An 18,717-nucleotide genomic window follows, 5' to 3' on the forward strand; every position below is an offset into this window, starting at 1 on the left:
CGCCCAGGGCTGATCCGCCCCCGGCGGATTCGCGCCCGCGCGGGCGGCGCGCCCCGCACGCTGGGGGCATGGCAGAAGACACCAGGCTCCCCCAGTTCACCGCGGAGGCCCGCCGCGAGCTCTACCACCATCGCGTGCTCGTGCTGGACGGCCCGCTCGACGACGACAACGGCACGCTGCTGGCCACCCAGCTGCTCGCGCTGGCCGCCGAGGACCCGGCGAGCGACATCGCCCTGTGGATCCACTCGCCCGGCGGATCGGTGCCCTCGATGCTCGCCATCCGCGACATCATGCGGCTCGTGCCGTGCGACGTGTCGACCCTCGACCTCGGCATGGCCTACAGCGCCGGGCAGTTCCTGCTCTCGGCCGGCGCCCGGGGCAAGCGGCGCGCCCTCCCCCACGCCAAGGTGCTGCTGCACCAGGGCTCGTCGGGGATCGGCGGCACCGCCGTCGACGTGGAGGTGCAGGCCGACGACCTGCGCCAGATGCGCGACACCGTGCTCGGGCTGATCGCCGACGACACCGGCCAGCCCGTGGCGCGGGTCTTCGAGGACTCGCTGCACGACCACTGGTACTCGGCGCAGGAGGCGCTGGAGTACGGATTCATCGATGCGATCGTCACCGACTTCGACGAGATCATGCCGCGACGCCGCCGCCCCGTGGGGCTCGGCGCGAGCCCCGAGGAGCAGAAGTGAGCAGCTACACGATCCCCAACGTCATCACCCGCGACGCCCGCGGCGAGCGCATCATGGACGTGTACTCGCACCTGCTCAGCGAGCGCGTGGTCTACCTCGGCACCGCCATCGACGCCGGCGTCGCCAACGCGCTCATCGCGCAGCTGCTGCACCTCGAGGCCGACGCGCCCGATCGCGACATCCAGCTCTACATCAACTGCGAGGGCGGCGATCCCGCGGCGGCGCTGGGCATCTACGACACGATCCGCTACATCCGGCCCGACGTCGCCACGACGTGCGTGGGCCAGGCCGTGGGCGTCGGCGCGGTGCTGCTGGCGGCCGGGGCGCCGGGCAAGCGGGCGCTCCTGCCGCACGCCCGCGTCGTGCTGCATCAGCCGGCCGCGCAGAGCCGCGGCGCCGTGCCCGACCTCATCGTGCACGCCGACGAGCTCGTGCGCGTGCGCGGCGACCTGGAGCAGATCCTCGCCCGTCACACGGGGCGCGAGGCGGCGGTGCTGCGGCGCGACACCGATCACGACCGGGTCTTCACCGCGGCCGGCGCGGTGGAGTACGGGCTGGCCGACCGGGTGCTCGAGGCGCGCGAGTGAACGCGCGGGGGTGAGGGTGCGGGCGTGAGGCCGGCTCAGGCGGCGAGGGCGTACGCGGCGGGGCCGGCCGATCGCGCGGGCGCGGGCGCGGCGGCCGTCGCGCGGAGGTCCTCCGCGATGCCGCTGGTGAGCTCGAGCAGCGACGCGTCGAGGGCGCCCACGACCGCCGAGAGGATCTCGCTCGACGGCTCCTTGAGGCCGCGCTCGATCTCCGACAGGTACTGCACGGACACGCCGGCGCGCTCCGCCACGTCGGCGAGCGTCTCGCCTCGCTCGTGGCGGCGACGGCGCAGGTGCTCGCCGACGAGGTGCCGCCAGAGCGGATCGATCCGCCGCGCGCGGCGGAGGGCGGGATCGGGCAACGGGATGAGCTCGGCCATGACCACACGCTAGGCGCGGGGCCGCGGGATGCGCACCCCGTTCCGCTCACGGCAGAACGGATCAGCCGCGCGCGCCCAGGGCCGCCCGCACCGCGTCGCCGAAGGCGCGCAGCGACGGCTCGAACCCCTGCGCCTCGGCCGCGGCGTACGCCTGATCCCGCAGGCGGTCGCGGTCGGGTGCCGTCAGCACGCCCCGCAGCGCCTCGGCGAGGGCCGCGACGTCGCCGTCCGGCACGAGCACGCCCCCGCCGCCGGCGAGCATGTCGCGCGGACCGTAGGGGATGTCGTAGGCGACGACGGGCACGCCGTACGAGAGCGCCTCGACCACGACGAGGCCCTGGGCCTCGTTCACGCTCGTGAGCATCAGCGCCTTGGCCGCCTCCAGCGCCGGCAGCGGCTCGGGGTCGTAGCCGTGCCACGTCACCGCGTCGGCGATGCCCAGCCCGGCCGCGAGGGCCTCGAGCGCGGCACGCTCGGATCCGTCGCCGTGCACGTGCAGGTGCGCGTGGGGGACGTCCGCCCGCACGATCGCGAGGGCGCGGAGGGCGTGATCCACGCGCTTGCGCGGCGAGAGCGAGTTGAGCATCACCACGCGGCCGGGCACGCGCGGCCCGGCCACGCGGGTGACGGGCGGGGCCGGGTGCGGCGCCACGAACGATCGCGCCACGTCGGCCCCGAAGCGGCGCTCCACGTCGGCCCGCTGGGTCGCGGTCAGCCAGGTGACGGCGTCGTACCGATCGGCCGTGGCGAGCCAGCGCGTCCACGCCTCGGCCATCGGCGCGTCCCACGTGTGCGGCGCGAGGGTGTGGTTCGCGTGGGTCTCGTGAACGATCGGCAGCTCCGCCGGCAGCGGAAGGGGCGCATCGGCGACCAGCACCTCGCCGATCTGGCGCGCCTCGCACACGACCACCGGCTCGAGCGCCGTGGCCGCCGCGAGCTCACCGGCGACCCGCGCGATCCAGGTGCGGTACAGCGCGCCGAAGCCCGGCACCCAGCCGGCGGGCTCCCCGGAGGCGCCGTAGACGATGACGGGCGCCGCGCTGCGCATCCAGGCCGGGTCGCCCGTCACCACCGGCAGCGCCACGACGGGCGCGCCCGCGTCGTCGGCGACGACGTTGCACTCGTATCCGGACTCGGGCGCCGGCAGCGGCGAGGCCGCTTCGATCAGCCAGGAGCGGTCCGATCGCAGGTCGTCGTAGAGATTGCGGAAGGGCACGTCGAAGCCGCGGCGCGCCCACTCCGCGCGGGTGCGATCATTCTCGGACGTGGTGGCGACGTTGACCGTGAGCACCGCCGACTCCCCGCCCGCGCGCCGCAGGTCGCGGGCCCGCCGCATCACCGCCACGGCGAACCCCGCGTCCAGGCGCGGATCCACCCGGCTCGCGGCCAGCAGGTACACGGCGCGGGGAACGAGATCGGTCACCCGTCCATCGTCCCAGACGCGGCGAGACCGCCCAGCCGAACACGGAGGGCGGCCTCGAACCGACTCGGGGAGGTTTCACTCCCACTCGATGGTCCCCGGGGGCTTCGACGTGACGTCGAGCACCACGCGGTTGACCTCGCGGACCTCGTTGGTGATGCGGTTGGAGATCTTCGAGAGCACGTCGTAGGGCAGGCGCGTCCAGTCGGCCGTCATCGCGTCCTCGCTCGAGACGGGGCGCAGCACGATCGGGTGACCGTAGGTGCGGCCGTCGCCCTGCACGCCCACGCTGCGCACATCGGCCAGCAGCACGACGGGGCACTGCCAGATCTCGCCGTCGAGGCCCGCCTTCGTCAGCTCCTCGCGCGCGATCGCGTCGGCGTCGCGGAGGATCTCGAGGCGCTCGCGCGTGACCTCGCCGATGATGCGGATGCCGAGGCCCGGGCCGGGGAACGGCTGGCGGCCGACGATCGCCTCGGGGATGCCGAGCTCGCGGCCGATGGCGCGGACCTCGTCCTTGAACAGCGTGCGCAGCGGCTCGATGAGCTCGAAGTCGAGGTCGTCGGGGAGGCCGCCCACGTTGTGATGGCTCTTGATGTTGGCGGTGCCGGCCCCGCCGCCCGACTCCACGACGTCGGGGTACAGCGTGCCCTGCACGAGGAACTTGATCGGCTCGCCCTCGGCCTTGGCCTCGTCGACGAGCTCGCGCTGAACCTTCTCGAACGCGCGGATGAACTCGCGGCCGATGATCTTGCGCTTCTCCTCGGGGTCGGTCACGCCCGCGAGGTGGCCGAGGAACGTGTCGGCGGCGTCGACGGTGATCAGGCGCACGCCGGTCGACTCGACGTAGTCCTTCTCGACCTGCTCGCGCTCGCCCTGGCGCAGCAGGCCGTGGTCGACGAACACCGCCGTGAGCTGGTCGCCGACCGCGCGGTGCACGAGCGCGGTCGAGACCGCGGAGTCCACGCCGCCCGAGAGCGCCGAGATCACGCGCGCCGAGCCGACCTGCTCGCGGATGCGGGCGACCTGCTCCTCGATGACGTTGCCGCTGTTCCAGTCGGCGGGCAGGCCAGCGGCCTTGTGCAGGAAGTTCTCGATGATGCGCTGGCCGTAGTCGGAGTGCTTCACCTCGGGGTGCCACTGCACACCGTAGAAGCAGGCATCGGCGTTGCCGAACGCCGCCACGGGCGTGCCCGCCGTCGAGGCGAGCACCTGGTAGCCGTCGGGCGCCTTCACGACGGAGTCGCCGTGACTCATCCACACGTTCTGGTCGACCGGGGTGCCCTCCAGCAGCACGCCGCCGTCGCCGGCGACCGTCGCATCGGTGGCGCCGTACTCGCGGTTGCCGGTCTGCGCGACCTCGCCGCCGAGCGCCTGCGCCATCACCTGGAAGCCGTAGCAGATGCCGAGCGTCGGGATGCCGAGGTCGAAGATCGACGCGTCGAACTCCGGGGCGCCGTCGGCGTAGACCGACGACGGACCGCCCGAGAGGATCATCGCGACGGGGTTCTTCGCCTCGATCTCGGCCTTCGAGACCGAGTGGGGCACGAGCTCGCTGTACACGCCGGCCTCGCGCACGCGGCGCGCGATCAGCTGCGCGTACTGCGCGCCGAAGTCGACGACCAGGACCGGTCGCTGGGCGGTGTCGGCGCTCATCGGCCGGCCTCCTCGGGAGTTGCGGACGCGAGCGCGCCCTCGGTCGAGGCGGCGCGCTTGGCGGCCGCCTTGGCCTCGCGCTCGGCGAGGTAACGCTTCACGTCGCGGGCGACGATGCCCTCCATGACGAACGACAGGAACGGCACGATGCCGCCGCCGGCGAGCATCAGGAACCGGCCGAAGCCCCAGCGCATGAGGCTCCACAGGCGGAAGCACGCGAAGAGGTAGACGACGTAGAACCAGCCGTGCACGATGAGGATGCCCAGCGACAGGTTGACGCCGTCGCCGGTGGAGATCATCTCGCACGCCGTGGAGCCGGGCACGAACTGCGAGTACCACTGGCAGTCCTGCACGATCACGTCGGCGAACCACAGGAACCCGCCCGAGCCGCCGAGGAAGAGCTCCACGTGCAGCGGCGTGTACTTCAGCACCATCTCAGCGACGAGCAGCAGCAGCCCGACGCCGGTGATGATCGAGCAGATCTGGTAGAACCGGAGCGCGCCTCGGATCTTCGGGAACGAAGCGAGCTTGGGTTGCGCCATGCCCACCATTCTAGGCGGCGCGCGCCTGAGCCGACGCCGTGCGCGGGGTCAGGCCTCGTCGGGGTCGACGCCCGCGAGCTCCTCGAGCTCGCGCTCCCACGCGTCGCGCGCGAGGCGGTACCAGAGGTAGAAAGCGAAGCCCGCGAAGACCGCCCACTCGATCGCGTAGAAGATGTTGAGCCAGTTGATCGGGCTGCCGATCTCCGGCGCGGGCGACGAGATCTCGTCGAGGCCGGCGTCGGCGATCGCGCCGGTCGGGTCGAAGGCCGTGAGGTACGGGCGGTACACGTCGCCGGGCACCTCGCCCCACTGCCCCAGCAGCGCGGCGGGAGACATGCGCGTCATCTCGTACGGGTCATCGCCCCTCGGCACGGCGGGCCCCTCGTCGGAGATCACGCGGCCCGTGAGGGTGACGGCGGCGTCGGGGTCCGCGTCCGCCGCGAGCTCCGCGGCCGCGCGGTCGGCGGCCTCGCGCGTCGGCGCCCAGCCGACGGCCACCGCAAGCGAGGAGGCGTCCTCGAGCTGCAGGCGCCCGGTGACCCAGAACCCCTCCACGTCGTCGTTGAACCGCGACGACACGATCAGGAAGTCGTCGGGATCCCACGCCCCCGTGACCTCGACCTGCTGGCCGACGAGCGGCTCCTCGAGATACGCGCCGGGTGCCACGACCTCGTCGATCGGCAGCACCTCCTCGGTCGCGCCGGGCGCGGGCGGATCGGTGTCGATCGCGCTCGAGAGCTGCCACTGGCCGAGCCACGCGAACACGCCGGCCACGACGAGGCAGAGCGCAAGCATCGCGATCCACCGCGGTCGCAACATGACCTCGCGCAACGTCGGCGGGAAGTCCAGCGCTTCGCTCGAGGCAGCCTCGGGGGCGTCGGGGTCGGTCATCGGTGATCGTACGGCGCGACGACCACGTCGACGCGCTGGAACTCCTTGAGGTCGGAGTAGCCGGTGGTCGCCATGGACTTGCGCAGCGCGCCGATGAGGTTGGCCGTGCCATCGGCCACGGGTGCCGGGCCGTAGAGGATCTCCTCGAGCGCGGCGACGCGGTCGACCTTCACGCGGCGTCCGCGCGGGAGCTTGGGGTGGTGCGCCTCGGGGCCCCAGTGGAAGCCCTGGCCGGGCGCGTCGGTCGCGCGCGCGAGCGCGACGCCGAGCATCACCGCGTCGGCGCCCATCGCGAGCGCCTTGACGATGTCGCCGGAGGTGCCGACGCCGCCGTCGGCGATGACGTGCACGTAGCGTCCGCCCGACTCGTCGAGGTAGTCGCGTCGTGCGCCCGCGACGTCGGCGACGGCCGTGGCCATCGGCGCGTGGATGCCGAGCGTGGCGCGCGTGGTCGAGGCCGCTCCCCCGCCGAAGCCGACGAGCACGCCGGCCGCGCCCGTGCGCATGAGGTGCAGCGCGGCGGTGTACGTGCTCGCGCCGCCGACGATGACCGGCACGTCGAGGTCGTAGATGAACTTCTTGAGGTTCAGCGGCTCGGCCACGCTCGAGACGTGCTCGGCCGACACGGTGGTGCCGCGGATCACGAACAGGTCGACGCCGGCGGCGACGACCGTCTCGTACAGCTCCTGGGTGCGCTGCGGGGTGAGCGAGCCGGCGACGGTGACGCCCGCCGCGCGGATCTCCTCGAGGCGCTCGCGCACGAGCTCGGGCTTGATCGGCTCGGCGTACATCTGCTGCATGCGGCTCGTGGCCACCTGGTCGGGCAGCGACGCGATCTCGTCCAGCAGCGGCTGCGGGTCCTCGTACCGGGTCCACAGCCCCTCGAGGTCGAGCACGCCGAGGCCGCCGAGCTGGCCGAGCATGATCGCGGTGCGAGGGCTCACGACGGAGTCCATGGGGGCGCCGAGCACCGGGATGTCGAACTGGAAGGCGTCGATCGACCAGGCGGTCGAGACGTCCTCCGGATTGCGGGTGCGGCGCGACGGCACCACCGCGATGTCGTCGAACGCGTACGCGCGGCGCGCGCGCTTGGCGCGGCCCAGCTCGATCTCCATGCTCACCCGCCCAGCCTACCCGGCGCCCCTGTTGCCGCCCCGAGAATCACGCCGCCCGGTACCCCACGAACCACGTCGGCTCCAGGCGGTACATCCGGATGTCGTCGCCCCAGGTGGTCGGATCCGAGCCGTAGTGCGACGTCCAGTGCGCGATCGTCGGCTCGAACCAGCCGTCTCCGGGATGGAGCCGGACGGCGCGACCGTGGGCGAACAGCCCGAGCCGCTCGCCGTCGACGTGGGCGACGCTGATCGACGGACGCGCCGCGATGTGCCGCGCCTTGGCCGAGGCGCCGTCGGTGCCGAACGTCCACGTGCCGTGCAGGAAGTGGCCGTCGACGGCGCTCACGCGCGGCTCGCCGTGGGCGGTGACGGTGGCGAGCGAGAGCACCTTCATACCCTCGGTCGCCTCGACGATCTGTGCCGCCGACAAGCTGCGATCGCCCGAGATGATGTCGTTCAGGTGCGCGGTCGCCTTCGCGCGCGAGGCGTCGATGAGCCGCTGCAGCGCCTCGACCTGTTCGGGGGTCTCGTACATGGCGCTCACGCTACGGCGAGCCACCGACATCGGGTGCGGGCCCGTGCTCTCGACTCCGCTGCGCTCCGCTCGAGCCGTCTCCGCTCGCTGCGCTCGGTCGACGAGCCCGGGTGGTTCTGGCTCGTGATGAGCCGCAGGCACCACGGCTCGTCGACCGGAGGCGCGCAGCGCCGGAGCGGAGACGGGTCGAGCGCAGCCGCAAAGCGGCGGAGCCGAGACCAAGGCATTGAGCTCTCGACTCCGCTGCGCTCCGCTCGAGCCGTCTCCGCTCGCTTCGCTCGGTCGACGAGCCCGTAGTGATCACGGCTCGTCGACCGGAGGCGCGAAGCGCCGGAGCGGAGACGGGTCGAGCGCAGCGGCGCAGCCGCGGAGTCGAGACCAACGGCACAAGCCCCGCGCTCGACTCCGCTTCGCGCGTCGACCGGAGGCGCGGCCGCGGGTCAGCGCTTGTAGTTGGGGGCCTCGACGACGATCTGCACGTCGTGCGGGTGCGATTCCTTGAGGCCGGCGGGCGTGATGCGCACGAACTTGCCGCGCGCCTTGAGCTCGTCGATGGTGCGGGCGCCGACGTAGAACATCGACTGGCGCAGGCCGCCGACCAGCTGGTACGCGACCGCCTCGACGGGACCGCGGAAGGGCACCTGGCCCTCGATACCCTCGGGGATCAGCTTGTCGTCGCTGGGGACGTCGGCCTGGAAGTAGCGGTCCTTCGAGTACGAGGTCTTCTTGCCGCGGGTCTGCATGGCGCCGAGCGACCCCATGCCGCGGTACATCTTGAACTGCTTGCCGTTCTGGAAGACGAGCTCGCCCGGCGACTCCGAGGTGCCGGCCAGGAGCGATCCGAGCATCACCGTGTCGGCGCCCGCGACGAGGGCCTTGGCGATGTCGCCCGAGTACTGCAGGCCGCCGTCGGCGATCACCGGGACGCCGGCCGGACGCGCGGCGAGCGAGGCCTCGTACACGGCGGTGACCTGGGGCACGCCGACGCCCGCGACGACGCGCGTGGTGCAGATCGAGCCGGGGCCCACGCCGACCTTCACGGCGTCGACGCCCGCGTCGACGAGCGCCTGGGCGCCCTCGCGGGTGGCGACGTTGCCGCCGATGACGTCGATGTGCGCGAAGCTCGGGTCGGCCTTGAGCTTGCGGACGATGTCGATCACGCCCTGCGACTGGCCGTTGGCGGTGTCGACGACGATGACGTCGACACCCGCGTCGCGCAGCGCCTCGGCGCGCTGCCACGCGTCGCCGTAGAAGCCGATGCCGGCGCCGACGCGGAGGCGGCCCTGGTCGTCCTTGGTGGCGAGCGGGTACTTCTCGCTCTTGTCGAAGTCCTTGATCGTGATGAGGCCGGCGAGCGTGCCGTCGTCGTTCACGAGCGGCAGCTTCTCGACGCGGTGCTTGGCGAACAGCGCCACGACCTCCTCGGAGCTGATGCCCACGTGGCCGGTGACGAGGCCCTCGGTCGTCATGACGTCTTTGACGAGGGTCGTGGAGCGCTCGAAGTCCGACACGAAGCGCATGTCGCGGTTGGTCACGATGCCGACGAGCTTGTCGGCGTCGTCGATCACCGGCAGGCCCGAGACGCGGTACTTGGCGCAGAGCTCGTTGACCTCGGCGATCGTCGCGTCCGGCGTCGTCGTGATCGGGTCCGTGATCATGCCCGACTCGCTGCGCTTGACGCGGTCGACCGCGGCGGCCTGCTCCTCGATCGACATGTTGCGGTGCAGGATGCCGATGCCGCCCTGGCGCGCGAGGGCGATCGCCATGCGGGCCTCGGTCACGGTGTCCATCGCGGCCGAGACAAGCGGCACGTTGACCCGGATGCGCTTGGTGAGCTGCGACGACGTATCGGCCTCGCTCGGGATGACGTCGGTGTGCCCCGGCAGGAGCAGCACGTCGTCGTAGGTGAGTCCGACGAAGCCGAACGGGTCGTGATCGCTCATATCAGGTGCCTCCCGCGCATGTGCGGGATCCGGCCATCCCGCTGTACAGATTCTAAGGCTCGTGCCCGGGGACTTATTCCGTAACGGTTCGTCCCCGGTGGCGCGGCCGAAACACACAGGACACATTAAGGTTTTACGGTCAGTCACCGGCGTCCGACGATTCCCGAAGTCGGCTGCGCTGCCGGACCGGAGGATCCATGAACCACACGATCGCCCCCTCGCGACGATCCCGAGCCGGTGCCGTCATGGCGCTGGCCGGTGTTCTCATCGCGCTCCTCGCATGGCTGTTCGCGCCGACCCCCGCGCACGCCGCCGACGGAGACCCCTACACCGTGAGCGGCAACGTCCAGCTCGACGGCGAGCCGCTGGAGGGCGTCGCGCTGACGATCGACGGCCCCGGCGGTGAGCAGGAGGTCGAGACCGACGCCGACGGCCGATGGTCGGTGAAGGTGCCCGAGCGCGACGCCGAGTACACCGTCACCCTCGACGAGTCGACGCTGCCCGAGGGCATCGCGGTGATCGAGGACGCCGACGGCGACGGCGAGACGAACGTCACGACGTCGGAGATGGGCCAGGGCGGTCGCCTCACGGTGAACTTCTTCATCGGCGAGGGCGAGCGCAACGTGACGAGCTTCTTCGACCAGTTCGTGCAGCGTCTGTTCCTGGGCCTCAACTTCGGCCTCATGCTGGGCCTGGCCGCCGTGGGCCTCTCGCTCGTGTTCGGCACCACCGGCATCTCGAACTTCGCGCACGCCGAGATGGTCACCTTCGGCGCCGTCGCGGCGCTGCTGCTCGTCGGTCCCGCCAGCCTGGCACTGCCGGTGTGGGCGGGCATCCCGCTGGCGGTGATCCTCAGCGCGGTGCTGGGCTTCGTGCTCGATGCGATCATCTGGCGGCCGCTGCGTCGCCGCGGCGTCGGCGTGGTGCAGCTGATGATCCTCTCGATCGGCCTCTCGCTGGCGCTGCGGTACCTCTTCAACTACTTCATCGGCGGCGACACCCAGCAGCTGCCGCCGATGGTGCCCAACATCGCGATCCCGCTGTTCGGCGCCGTGACGACCTCGCTGAACGACCTCGTGTCGATGGCGATCTCGATCGTCGTGATCGTCGCCTTCGCCCTGTGGCTGACGCGGAGCCGGCTCGGCAAGGCCACCCGCGCGATCAGCGACAACCCCTCGCTCGCGGCGGCCTCCGGCATCGACGTGGACCACGTCGTGCGCATCGTGTGGATCATCTCCGGCGCGCTGGCCGGTCTCGCCGGCATCCTGTACGCCTACTACCGCCCCGGCATCCGCTGGGACATGGGCGCGCAGGTGCTGCTGCTCGTCTTCGCCGCCGTCACCCTCGGCGGACTGGGCACCGCCTACGGTGCCCTCATCGGCTCGATCGTGATCGGTCTGCTGACCGAGCTGTCGAGCCTCTGGATCCCGTCCGACCTGCGCTACGCGGGTGCGCTCGTGGTCCTCATCATCATCCTTCTGGTCCGGCCGCAGGGCATCCTGGGCCGACGCGAGCGAATCGGATAACGCGGCTCATGAACTGGTTGCAGATCTTCGACAACACCCTGTCGTCCATCCTGAGCCCCGCGACGATCGGCTACGCCCTCGCCGCCCTCGGGCTCGCCATGCACTTCGGCTACGGCGGCCTGCTCAACATGGGCGTCGCCGGCTTCATGGCCCTCGGTGCCTACGGCTACGCCATCTCGATCCTCACCTTCGGCTTCCCGTGGTGGCTCGCCGCGCTGGTGGGCCTGGCCGCCGCGGCGGTGTTCGCCCTCATCCTCGGCATCCCGACGCTGCGACTGCGCGGCGACTACCTCGCGATCGCCACGATCGCGGCCGCCGAGGTGCTGCGCCTGCTGTTCATGACGACGCAGTTCGAGGACGTGACGGGCTCGGCCGACGGCCTCGCCGGCTACCACGCCAGCTTCCGCGGCTCCAACCCGATCCCCGAGGGCACGTACGGCTTCGGGCCGTGGACGTACAACGAGACGGGCTGGTGGGTCCGCATCATGGGCCTGCTCACCCTCGCGTTCGCCGTGCTCGTGGTGTGGATGCTCACCCGCAGCCCGTGGGGCCGCGTCATGAAGGGCATCCGCGAGGACGAGGACGCGATCCGATCGCTCGGCAAGAACGTCTTCTCGTACAAGATGCAGTCGCTCGTCCTCGGCGGCGTCATCATGGCCGCCGGCGGCATCGTGTACGCGCTGCCCTCGTCGGTCGCCCCCGGCCTGTACGTGACGTCGCTGACGTTCTTCGTCTGGACCGCGCTGCTGCTCGGCGGCGCCGCGACGGTGTTCGGCCCGGTGCTCGGATCGCTCATCTTCTGGGTGATCCAGACGTTCCTCTCGAACGTGCTGCCCGCGCTGGTCGAGGCCGGCATCCTCCCCTTCATGAGCACGTCGCAGGCCGGCACCCTCCGGTTCATCCTCGTGGGCGTCGCGCTCATGCTGCTCGTGATCTTCATGCCGCAGGGCCTCCTGGGCGACAAGAAGGAGCTGACCTTTGTCCGCTGAGAACAGCCCCGCAGAGGGCGCGCCGATGACGGCCCCCGTGCCGCGGCCGAAGACCACCAACCTGCACATCGGCGAGATCGCGCCGGGCGTGCGCAAGACCGACCCGATCATCGTCGCCGACGGCGTCACGCGCACGTTCGGCGGCCTCAAGGCCGTCGACGTCGAACACCTCGAGATCCCGCGCGGCGCGATCACGGCCCTCATCGGCCCCAACGGCGCGGGCAAGACCACGCTGTTCAACCTCCTCACCGGCTTCGATCGCCCGAACACGGGATCGTGGTCGTTCGACGGCACCGATCTCGCGCGCGTGCCGGCGCACAAGGTCGCGCGGATGGGCCTGGTCCGCACGTTCCAGCTCACCAAGGCGCTGGGCCGCCTGAGCGTCATGGACAACATGAAGCTCGGCGCCACCGGCCAGGTGGGCGAGCGGTTCTGGCAGAGCCTGGTGCCCGCGCTGTGGCGCTCGCAGGACGAGGCGATCGAGAAGCGTGCCGAGGAGCTGCTGGTCAAGTTCAAGCTCGACGCGAAGAAGGACGATCTCGCCGCCGGCCTCTCGGGCGGCCAGAAGAAGCTGCTCGAGATGGCGCGCGCGCTCATGACCGATCCGGCCCTCGTCATGCTCGACGAGCCGATGGCGGGCGTGAACCCGGCGCTGACGCAGTCGCTGCTCGATCACATCCTCGATCTCAAGGACGAGGGCATGACCGTGCTGTTCGTCGAGCACGACATGCACATGGTCCGCCACATCGCCGACTGGGTGATCGTGATGGCCGAGGGCAAGGTCGTCGCCGAGGGCGCCCCCGACGAGGTCATGAAGAACCCCGCCGTCGTCGACGCCTACCTGGGCGCCCACCAGGAGGTCGACCTCGGCGTCGTCACCGGGCGCATCCCGGTGGTCGAGGCCGATCCGACCACCGACCCCGAGGCGTCCGCGCACGTCACCGCCGAGGACATCGAGGCCGAGGCCGAGCAGGAGGACCAGAAGTGACCGCAGAGCAGACCCCCGTCGTCTTCGTCGACGACGTGCACGCGGGCTACCTGCCCGGCGTGAACATCCTCAACGGCGCGACCCTCACCGCCTACCAGGGCGAGCTGATCGGCATCATCGGCCCCAACGGCGCCGGCAAGTCGACGCTGCTGAAGGCCATCTTCGGTCAGGTGAAGATCCGTGGCGGCAAGGTGTCGCTCGCGGGCGAGGACATCACCGGGCTCAAGGCCGACAAGCTCGTCGCCAAGGGCGTGGGCTTCATCCCGCAGACGAACAACGTGTTCCCCTCGCTCACGATCGAGGAGAACCTGCAGATGGGCGCGTACCAGAAGCCGAAGATGTTCGCCGAGCGGGTCGACTTCGTCATGAGCATCTTCCCCGACCTGGCCAAGGGCGCCGGCATCAAGAAGCGCGCCTCGGGCCTGTCGGGCGGCGAGCGGCAGATGGTCGCGATGGGCCGCGCGCTCATGATGGACCCGAAGGTGCTCCTGCTCGACGAGCCCTCGGCCGGACTGTCGCCCGTGCGCCAGGACGAGGCGTTCCTGCGCGTGAGCGAGATCAACAAGGCCGGGGTGACCTGCATCATGGTGGAGCAGAACGCCCGCCGCTGCCTGCAGATCTGCGACCGCGGCTACGTGCTCGACCAGGGCCGCGATGCCTACACCGGCACCGGCCGCGACCTGCTGCACGACCCGAAGGTCACCGAGCTCTACCTCGGCACGCTCGGCGCCTGATCCGACGCGAAAGGCCGGTCTCCCCGCGGGAGGCCGGCCTTTGTCGCGTTCGGGATGCCGCGAGACAGCTTCTTCGCGCCGAGACCCCGGCGTTTGCACACGCTGTCGGCGCGAAGATGCCGTCTCGGCGCGCGGATGCGGGTTCGCGCGCGAGGGGCGCGGATCAGCTCAGGCCGCTGTAGGCGTGCAGGCCGTCGAAGAACGTGTTGACGATCGTGAAGTTGAACAGCACGGCCGCGAAGCCGACGATCGACAGCCACGCCGACCGGGTGCCGCGCCAGCCGCGCGTCGCGCGGGCGTGGATGTAGCCGGCGTAGAGCACCCAGATGATGAAGGTCCAGACCTCCTTCACGTCGAAGCCCCAGTAGCGACCCCAGGCGTCCTGCGCCCAGATCGCCCCGGCGATCAGCGTGAAGGTCCAGAAGATGAAGCCGATGATCGCGAAGCGGTACGCGAGGCCCTCGAGCGCCTCCGACGACGGCAGCGTGCGCAGCATCGAGCGCTTGGTCGCGTGCTCCGCCGAGTCGATCGCCTTGCGCTCGCGCCGCGCCTGCATCAGCTGCAGCACGCTCAGGGCGAAGGCGAGGGCGAGGAACGCGGTGCCGAGCGAGGCGACGAAGACGTGGATGACCAGCCAGATCGACTTGAGCGGATCCATCAGCGGCACGATCTCGACGTAGAACGTCGTCGAGGCACCGAGCAGCACCACCACGAGCGCGGTCATGAACGTGCCGAGGAAGCGCAGGTCGCGCCAGAAGAGCACGCCCAGGTACACCGCCGTGATCAGCAGCGTGCCGGTCATGGCGAACTCCCACATGTTCGACCACGGCACGCGCTGGGCGGCGACACCGCGCAGCACCGTGCCGCCGAGGTGGAACAGGAAGGCCAGGGCCGTGAGCGAGGTGCCGATCCGCCCGAACACCCGGCGGGGCGCCGTCACCGTCGGGGCCTCCACCACGAGGGTCGAGCCGCCGGCCGAGGAGGCCACCGCGGCGTCCTTCCGCTCGATCGACGACTGCGATCGCTGGGCGAGATCCATCGCGTAGGCGATGAACGCGAGAGTGTAGATCGCGATGGCCGTCCAGATGAGGATGACGGAGATCGTGTCGAGCGCGGCGACATCGGGCATGCGCCCATCCTACGTTCGCGCCTTCCGTGCGAACCCTGGGACGGTGGATGGGTACTCCTGCCCACGCGGATCCGCAGCAGGAGTGGCGCCGCCGCCCTAATGTCGAGGCGAGAGCGGACCGATCGAGGGTCCGCCCCGAATCTCTGGGGGAACACCATGCGCATTCGTCGCGCTGCCGCCGCGGTCGCCATCGGCGCCGCCACCATCGCGCTCGCCTCGTGCGGGGCGCCGTCGTACGACGTCGAGGCGATCGACCTCGGCGAGCCGGGCGAGGTCACGGCCGCCGGCACCACGCTCGCGTTCGACGAGCCCGCCTGGATCGAGGCCGACGTGTACCGCGGCGAGCCCGGCGACGACCCGGTGACGGAGGTCGTGGGCTTCACCGTGCGCGACATCATCGAGCGCGAGCCGTCGGTGTGGGAGCAGTTCGGCAACTCCGAGGAGTTCGAGGGCGACGTGCCCTGGGCGATCATCGTCCAGCAGACCTTCACGGGCGAGCCGTTCGAGGCCGAGTCGTGGGTCGAGGGCGCCGACGTCGACACCGAGAGCGTGTGGCCGCTGCTGGAGAACGGCGACAGCGCCGAGCTGCTGTACATCGAGTTCCAGGACGACGACGCGATCCAGGAGGCCTGCGGCATCAGCTTCCCCTCCTACGACGCCGAGACGAACACCGCGATGCGCTGCCTGCTGGCCGCGGCTCCCGAGGGCCAGAAGGTGGTCGGCGCGCTCTACGACAGCACGAGCGCCGGGGGCCTGAGCGTGCCGACGCTGCCGGGCCAGGAGCCGGAGAACCCCTACCTGGAGCAGCCGCTCGTCTGGCAGTGATGCGGGCGCGGGCGCTCTCGACTCCGCTTCGCTGCGCTCGAGCCGTCTCCGCTCGCTTCGCTCGGTCGACGACCCCGGGTGGTCGCTGCTCGTCGACCGGGCACCCGGTCATCGGATCGATCGCGCGGGCGTCGCACCTTCGCACACGCGGTCGCCACACCCGCCCCACGGGACCACACCCGTCCCATCGGCAGAGGCGACTCGGCGCGCACTCCGACGCCCGCGCACCCGGTCGCTCCTCGTGATCGGAGAGCGCAGCCCCGCGGGCTCGTCGACCGGAGGCGCGCAGCGCCGGAGCGGAGACGGGCCGAGCGAGCGCAGCGAGTCGAGGCCGGCGGCCGTACCCGCCGACGCCTACCGCGGCAGGGCCGCGAGGTGCTTCTCTGCGAGCTGATCGACCGCCGCCCCGAGGGCGGGATCCTCGCCGCGCGCCAGGCCGGCGTACTCGAGCGTCACCGTGTCACCGATCGTGGTCGCCTTCACCCACACGCGGCGGCGCGGGATGAACAGCGCCGTCAGCAGCCCGAACAGGGCCAGCAGCGCGAACACGAGCACCCACACGGCCGAGGCGTCGTGATGGATCTGCAGCGAGGCGAAGCGCTTGACCGACTCGGTCGCGCCGAGGGCCGGATCGTGATCCGCGGGCGTCTCGTCGACGAACGTGATCGTGCCCCAGCCGTTGGGCAGCTCCTGCGACTCACCGGGCGCGAGCTCGATCGCCTCGGCCTCCGCCTCGCCCCCGGCGATCGGCTCCATGCCGGTCGGGTCGAGCGTGTAGACGTTGCGGGGCGTGCCGCCGTCGATGCCGAGGTCGCCCGCGTACACCTGCAGCGTGAGGTAGGGGTTGAGCAGGTCGGGGTACTGCGACGTGAGCGCGCCGGTGGTCAGCTCCGCGACCGTGGGATAGAAGAAGCCGACCATGCCGAGCTGCTCGGGCAGGCCGTCGGTGACCTTGACCACGCCCTGTGAGGTGAGGTTGTTGTCCTGCGGCAGGAACGCCACCGAGTCGTGGAAGACCACGTTGCCCTCGGCGTCGGTGACCTCGATCGTGGGGGCGTACCCGTTGCCGAGCAGGTAGATGCTGTCGCCGGCGATCCGGAGCGGGTTGTTCACGCGCACGGCGCCCGGCGTGGCCTCATCCTCGCCCGGATGGCGCACGAGCACGTTGGCGCTGAAGTCGCCGGCCTGCCCCTGGCCGTTGGTGCCGGGCGGCTGGTAGGTCACGTCGAACGACTCGAGCGTCATCGCGTAGGGCGTCAGCGCGTTCTCGCTCACCCAGCGGCCGCGGTTGATCGAGTTGTAGTCCAGCAGCGTGTTGACGAAGGTCGTGCCCTCCACGACCACGCGCTGACCGGTGTAGGCGAATCCGCCGCCCACGCCGACCGAGACGAGCACGCCCACGAGCGCGGCGTGGAACAGGAGGTTGCCCGTCTCGCGCAGGTAGCCGCGCTCGGCCGAGACCGAGCGCACGCCGCGACGCTCGTCGTCGAAGCGCTCGATGCGGTACCCGGCGGCCCTCAGCTGGCGTGCGGCGAGATCCACGGCCTCCCCCGCGTCGACGCCCTCGAGCGTCTCGGCGCGGTGGTCGGCCAGGCGCGACAGGCGCGCGGGCGTGCGCGGCGGCCGCGAGCGCAGCGCCTTCCAGTGATGCTTGGTGCGGGGCAGGATGCAGCCGATCAGGCTGACGAACAGCAGCAGGTAGATCGCCGAGAACCAGGCCGACGAGTACACGTCGAACAGCTGGATCGCGTCGAGGATCGGGAACAGGTCGGGGTTCTCCGCCTGCCACTGCACGACGCCGTTGGGGTCGGCGGACCGCTGCGGGAAGAGCGATCCGGGAACGGCGGCGATCGCCAGCAGGAGCAGCAGCACCAGCGCGGTGCGCATGCTCGTGAGCTGGCGCCACGCCCAGCGGACCCAGCCGACGAAGCCCAGCGCGGGCTGGGCGATGGCGGCGTCGCCGTCGACGTGGTCGGACGGACGCAGCGGATCGTTCTGCGTGTCAGATCGGGAGCTGGACACCCGAGATCACCCCCTGCAGGCGTGCCATGATCGTGGTCCACACGCCCGCGACCATGAGCACGCCGAGCGCGACGAGCATCACACCGCCGACGATGTTGACCACGCGGATGTGTCGGCGCAGGAACGCCAGCGAGCGCGTGGCCCAGCCGAAGCCGAGCGCGACGAGCAGGAACGGGATGCCCAGGCCGAGCGAGTAGGTCACGCCCAGCACCGCGGCGCGCCCCGCGTCGCCCGTCGTCCACGCGATCGACATGATGGCCGACAGCGTCGGGCCGATGCACGGCGCCCAGCCGAGGCCGAGGGCGATGCCCAGCAGCGGGGCGCCGAGCAGTCCGAGACCGCCGCGCACCTGCGGCTTGACGATCCGCTGCGCGAACCCGAACAGGCCGATGAAGACCAGGCCCATCGCGATGATCAGCACGCCGAGGATGCGGGTGATGAGGTCGCCCCACACCACGCTGAAGCGGGCCATCGCTCCCCCGGCGAGGCCGCCGAGCACGATGACGGCCACGAAGACGAGCGTGAAACCGGCGATGAACAGCAGCACGCCCCCGACGAGGCGGCCGCGGGGCGCACGGTCGGCGGGCGTGCGCGGCGAGACGGCACCGGCGACGAAGCCGAGGTAGCCGGGCACGAGCGGCAGCACGCACGGCGAGAGGAACGACACCAGCCCGGCCAGCAGCGCGATCGGCAGGGCGACCCACAGGGAGCCGTCGAAGACGAGGTTTCCGGGGTTCACG

The 18,717-nt window shown here is 71.3% G+C and carries 18 protein-coding genes; 7 read left to right on the forward strand and 11 right to left on the reverse strand.

Features of this window, described 5'->3' with window-relative positions:
- Window positions 1-68: 68 nt before the first annotated feature.
- Window positions 69-695, forward strand: a complete 627-nt coding sequence (locus E3O41_RS11000; protein WP_067024412.1) for a ClpP family protease — start codon at window positions 69-71, stop codon at window positions 693-695.
- Window positions 692-1,282, forward strand: coding sequence for a ClpP family protease (locus E3O41_RS11005; protein ID WP_067024415.1), 591 nt, complete (start codon window positions 692-694; stop codon window positions 1,280-1,282). The genes E3O41_RS11000 and E3O41_RS11005 overlap by 4 nt, the downstream gene beginning before the upstream one ends.
- 35 nt (window positions 1,283-1,317) lie before the next feature.
- Here E3O41_RS11005 and E3O41_RS11010 read toward each other — a convergent pair whose 3' ends face one another.
- From E3O41_RS11010 to guaB, 8 genes are all read right to left on the reverse strand, one after another.
- Window positions 1,318-1,662, reverse strand: coding sequence for a helix-turn-helix domain-containing protein (locus E3O41_RS11010; protein ID WP_067024418.1), 345 nt, complete (start codon window positions 1,660-1,662; stop codon window positions 1,318-1,320).
- A 61-nt stretch (window positions 1,663-1,723) separates the two neighbouring features.
- Window positions 1,724-3,085: a glycosyltransferase gene (locus E3O41_RS11015; protein ID WP_067024421.1), complete on the reverse strand. Its 1,362-nt coding sequence runs from the start codon at window positions 3,083-3,085 to the stop codon at window positions 1,724-1,726.
- Window positions 3,086-3,160: 75 nt separating this feature from the next.
- The gene (guaA, locus tag E3O41_RS11020) at window positions 3,161-4,738 is read right to left on the reverse strand and encodes a glutamine-hydrolyzing GMP synthase (RefSeq protein ID WP_067024424.1); all 1,578 of its coding nucleotides are present in this window, start codon (window positions 4,736-4,738) and stop codon (window positions 3,161-3,163) included.
- The gene (locus E3O41_RS11025) at window positions 4,735-5,280 is read right to left on the reverse strand and encodes a DUF3817 domain-containing protein (protein WP_067024427.1); all 546 of its coding nucleotides are present in this window, start codon (window positions 5,278-5,280) and stop codon (window positions 4,735-4,737) included. The genes guaA and E3O41_RS11025 overlap by 4 nt, the downstream gene beginning before the upstream one ends.
- Window positions 5,281-5,328: 48 nt before the next feature.
- The gene (locus E3O41_RS11030; RefSeq protein WP_067024430.1) at window positions 5,329-6,171 is read right to left on the reverse strand and encodes an SURF1 family protein; all 843 of its coding nucleotides are present in this window, start codon (window positions 6,169-6,171) and stop codon (window positions 5,329-5,331) included.
- Window positions 6,168-7,286: a GuaB3 family IMP dehydrogenase-related protein gene (locus tag E3O41_RS11035; protein WP_067024433.1), complete on the reverse strand. Its 1,119-nt coding sequence runs from the start codon at window positions 7,284-7,286 to the stop codon at window positions 6,168-6,170. Before E3O41_RS11035 ends, E3O41_RS11030 begins: the two co-directional genes overlap by 4 nt.
- Window positions 7,287-7,332: 46 nt before the next feature.
- The gene (locus E3O41_RS11040; RefSeq protein WP_067024436.1) at window positions 7,333-7,821 is read right to left on the reverse strand and encodes a pyridoxamine 5'-phosphate oxidase family protein; all 489 of its coding nucleotides are present in this window, start codon (window positions 7,819-7,821) and stop codon (window positions 7,333-7,335) included.
- A 440-nt stretch (window positions 7,822-8,261) separates the two neighbouring features.
- Complete coding sequence (guaB, locus tag E3O41_RS11045) at window positions 8,262-9,764, reverse strand: IMP dehydrogenase (RefSeq protein WP_067024439.1); 1,503 nt, start codon at window positions 9,762-9,764, stop codon at window positions 8,262-8,264.
- Between the two features lie 197 nt (window positions 9,765-9,961).
- Here guaB and E3O41_RS11050 point away from each other — a divergent pair, with 197 nt between their 5' ends.
- From E3O41_RS11050 to E3O41_RS11065, 4 genes are read left to right on the forward strand one after another with little or no spacing between them, the layout of a single operon-like run.
- On the forward strand, window positions 9,962-11,290 hold the full coding sequence (locus tag E3O41_RS11050) for a branched-chain amino acid ABC transporter permease (RefSeq protein ID WP_067024442.1): 1,329 nt from the start codon (window positions 9,962-9,964) through the stop codon (window positions 11,288-11,290).
- Window positions 11,291-11,298: 8 nt separating this feature from the next.
- A complete protein-coding gene (locus E3O41_RS11055) occupies window positions 11,299-12,279 on the forward strand; it encodes a branched-chain amino acid ABC transporter permease (protein WP_067024445.1) in 981 nt (326 codons plus the stop codon).
- Between the two features lie 25 nt (window positions 12,280-12,304).
- A complete protein-coding gene (locus tag E3O41_RS11060; RefSeq protein WP_067024456.1) occupies window positions 12,305-13,267 on the forward strand; it encodes an ABC transporter ATP-binding protein in 963 nt (320 codons plus the stop codon).
- A complete protein-coding gene (locus E3O41_RS11065) occupies window positions 13,264-14,001 on the forward strand; it encodes an ABC transporter ATP-binding protein (protein ID WP_067024459.1) in 738 nt (245 codons plus the stop codon). Before E3O41_RS11060 ends, E3O41_RS11065 begins: the two co-directional genes overlap by 4 nt.
- Before the next feature lie 163 nt (window positions 14,002-14,164).
- Here the strand turns inward: E3O41_RS11065 and ccsB are convergent, their stop codons facing one another.
- Entirely contained in the window at window positions 14,165-15,130 is a 966-nt protein-coding gene (gene ccsB, locus E3O41_RS11070; RefSeq protein WP_067024462.1) for a c-type cytochrome biogenesis protein CcsB, read from the reverse strand.
- Between the two features lie 156 nt (window positions 15,131-15,286).
- On the opposite strand from ccsB, the gene E3O41_RS11075 reads away from it, so the two are divergent.
- Window positions 15,287-15,955 carry a hypothetical protein gene (locus tag E3O41_RS11075; protein ID WP_135012402.1) on the forward strand — a complete coding sequence of 223 codons (669 nt, stop codon included), beginning with the start codon at window positions 15,287-15,289 and terminating at the stop codon, window positions 15,953-15,955.
- A 354-nt stretch (window positions 15,956-16,309) separates the two neighbouring features.
- Here the strand turns inward: E3O41_RS11075 and resB are convergent, their stop codons facing one another.
- Complete coding sequence (gene resB / locus E3O41_RS11080; protein ID WP_179954878.1) at window positions 16,310-17,977, reverse strand: cytochrome c biogenesis protein ResB; 1,668 nt, start codon at window positions 17,975-17,977, stop codon at window positions 16,310-16,312.
- Window positions 17,958-18,716, reverse strand: a complete 759-nt coding sequence (locus E3O41_RS11085) for a cytochrome c biogenesis CcdA family protein (protein ID WP_067024471.1) — start codon at window positions 18,714-18,716, stop codon at window positions 17,958-17,960. The genes resB and E3O41_RS11085 overlap by 20 nt, the downstream gene beginning before the upstream one ends.
- Between the last annotated feature and the right edge of the window lies 1 nt (window position 18,717).

The sequence above is a fragment of the Microbacterium sediminis genome (assembly GCF_004564075.1).
GTDB classification, from domain to species: domain Bacteria; phylum Actinomycetota; class Actinomycetes; order Actinomycetales; family Microbacteriaceae; genus Microbacterium; species Microbacterium sediminis.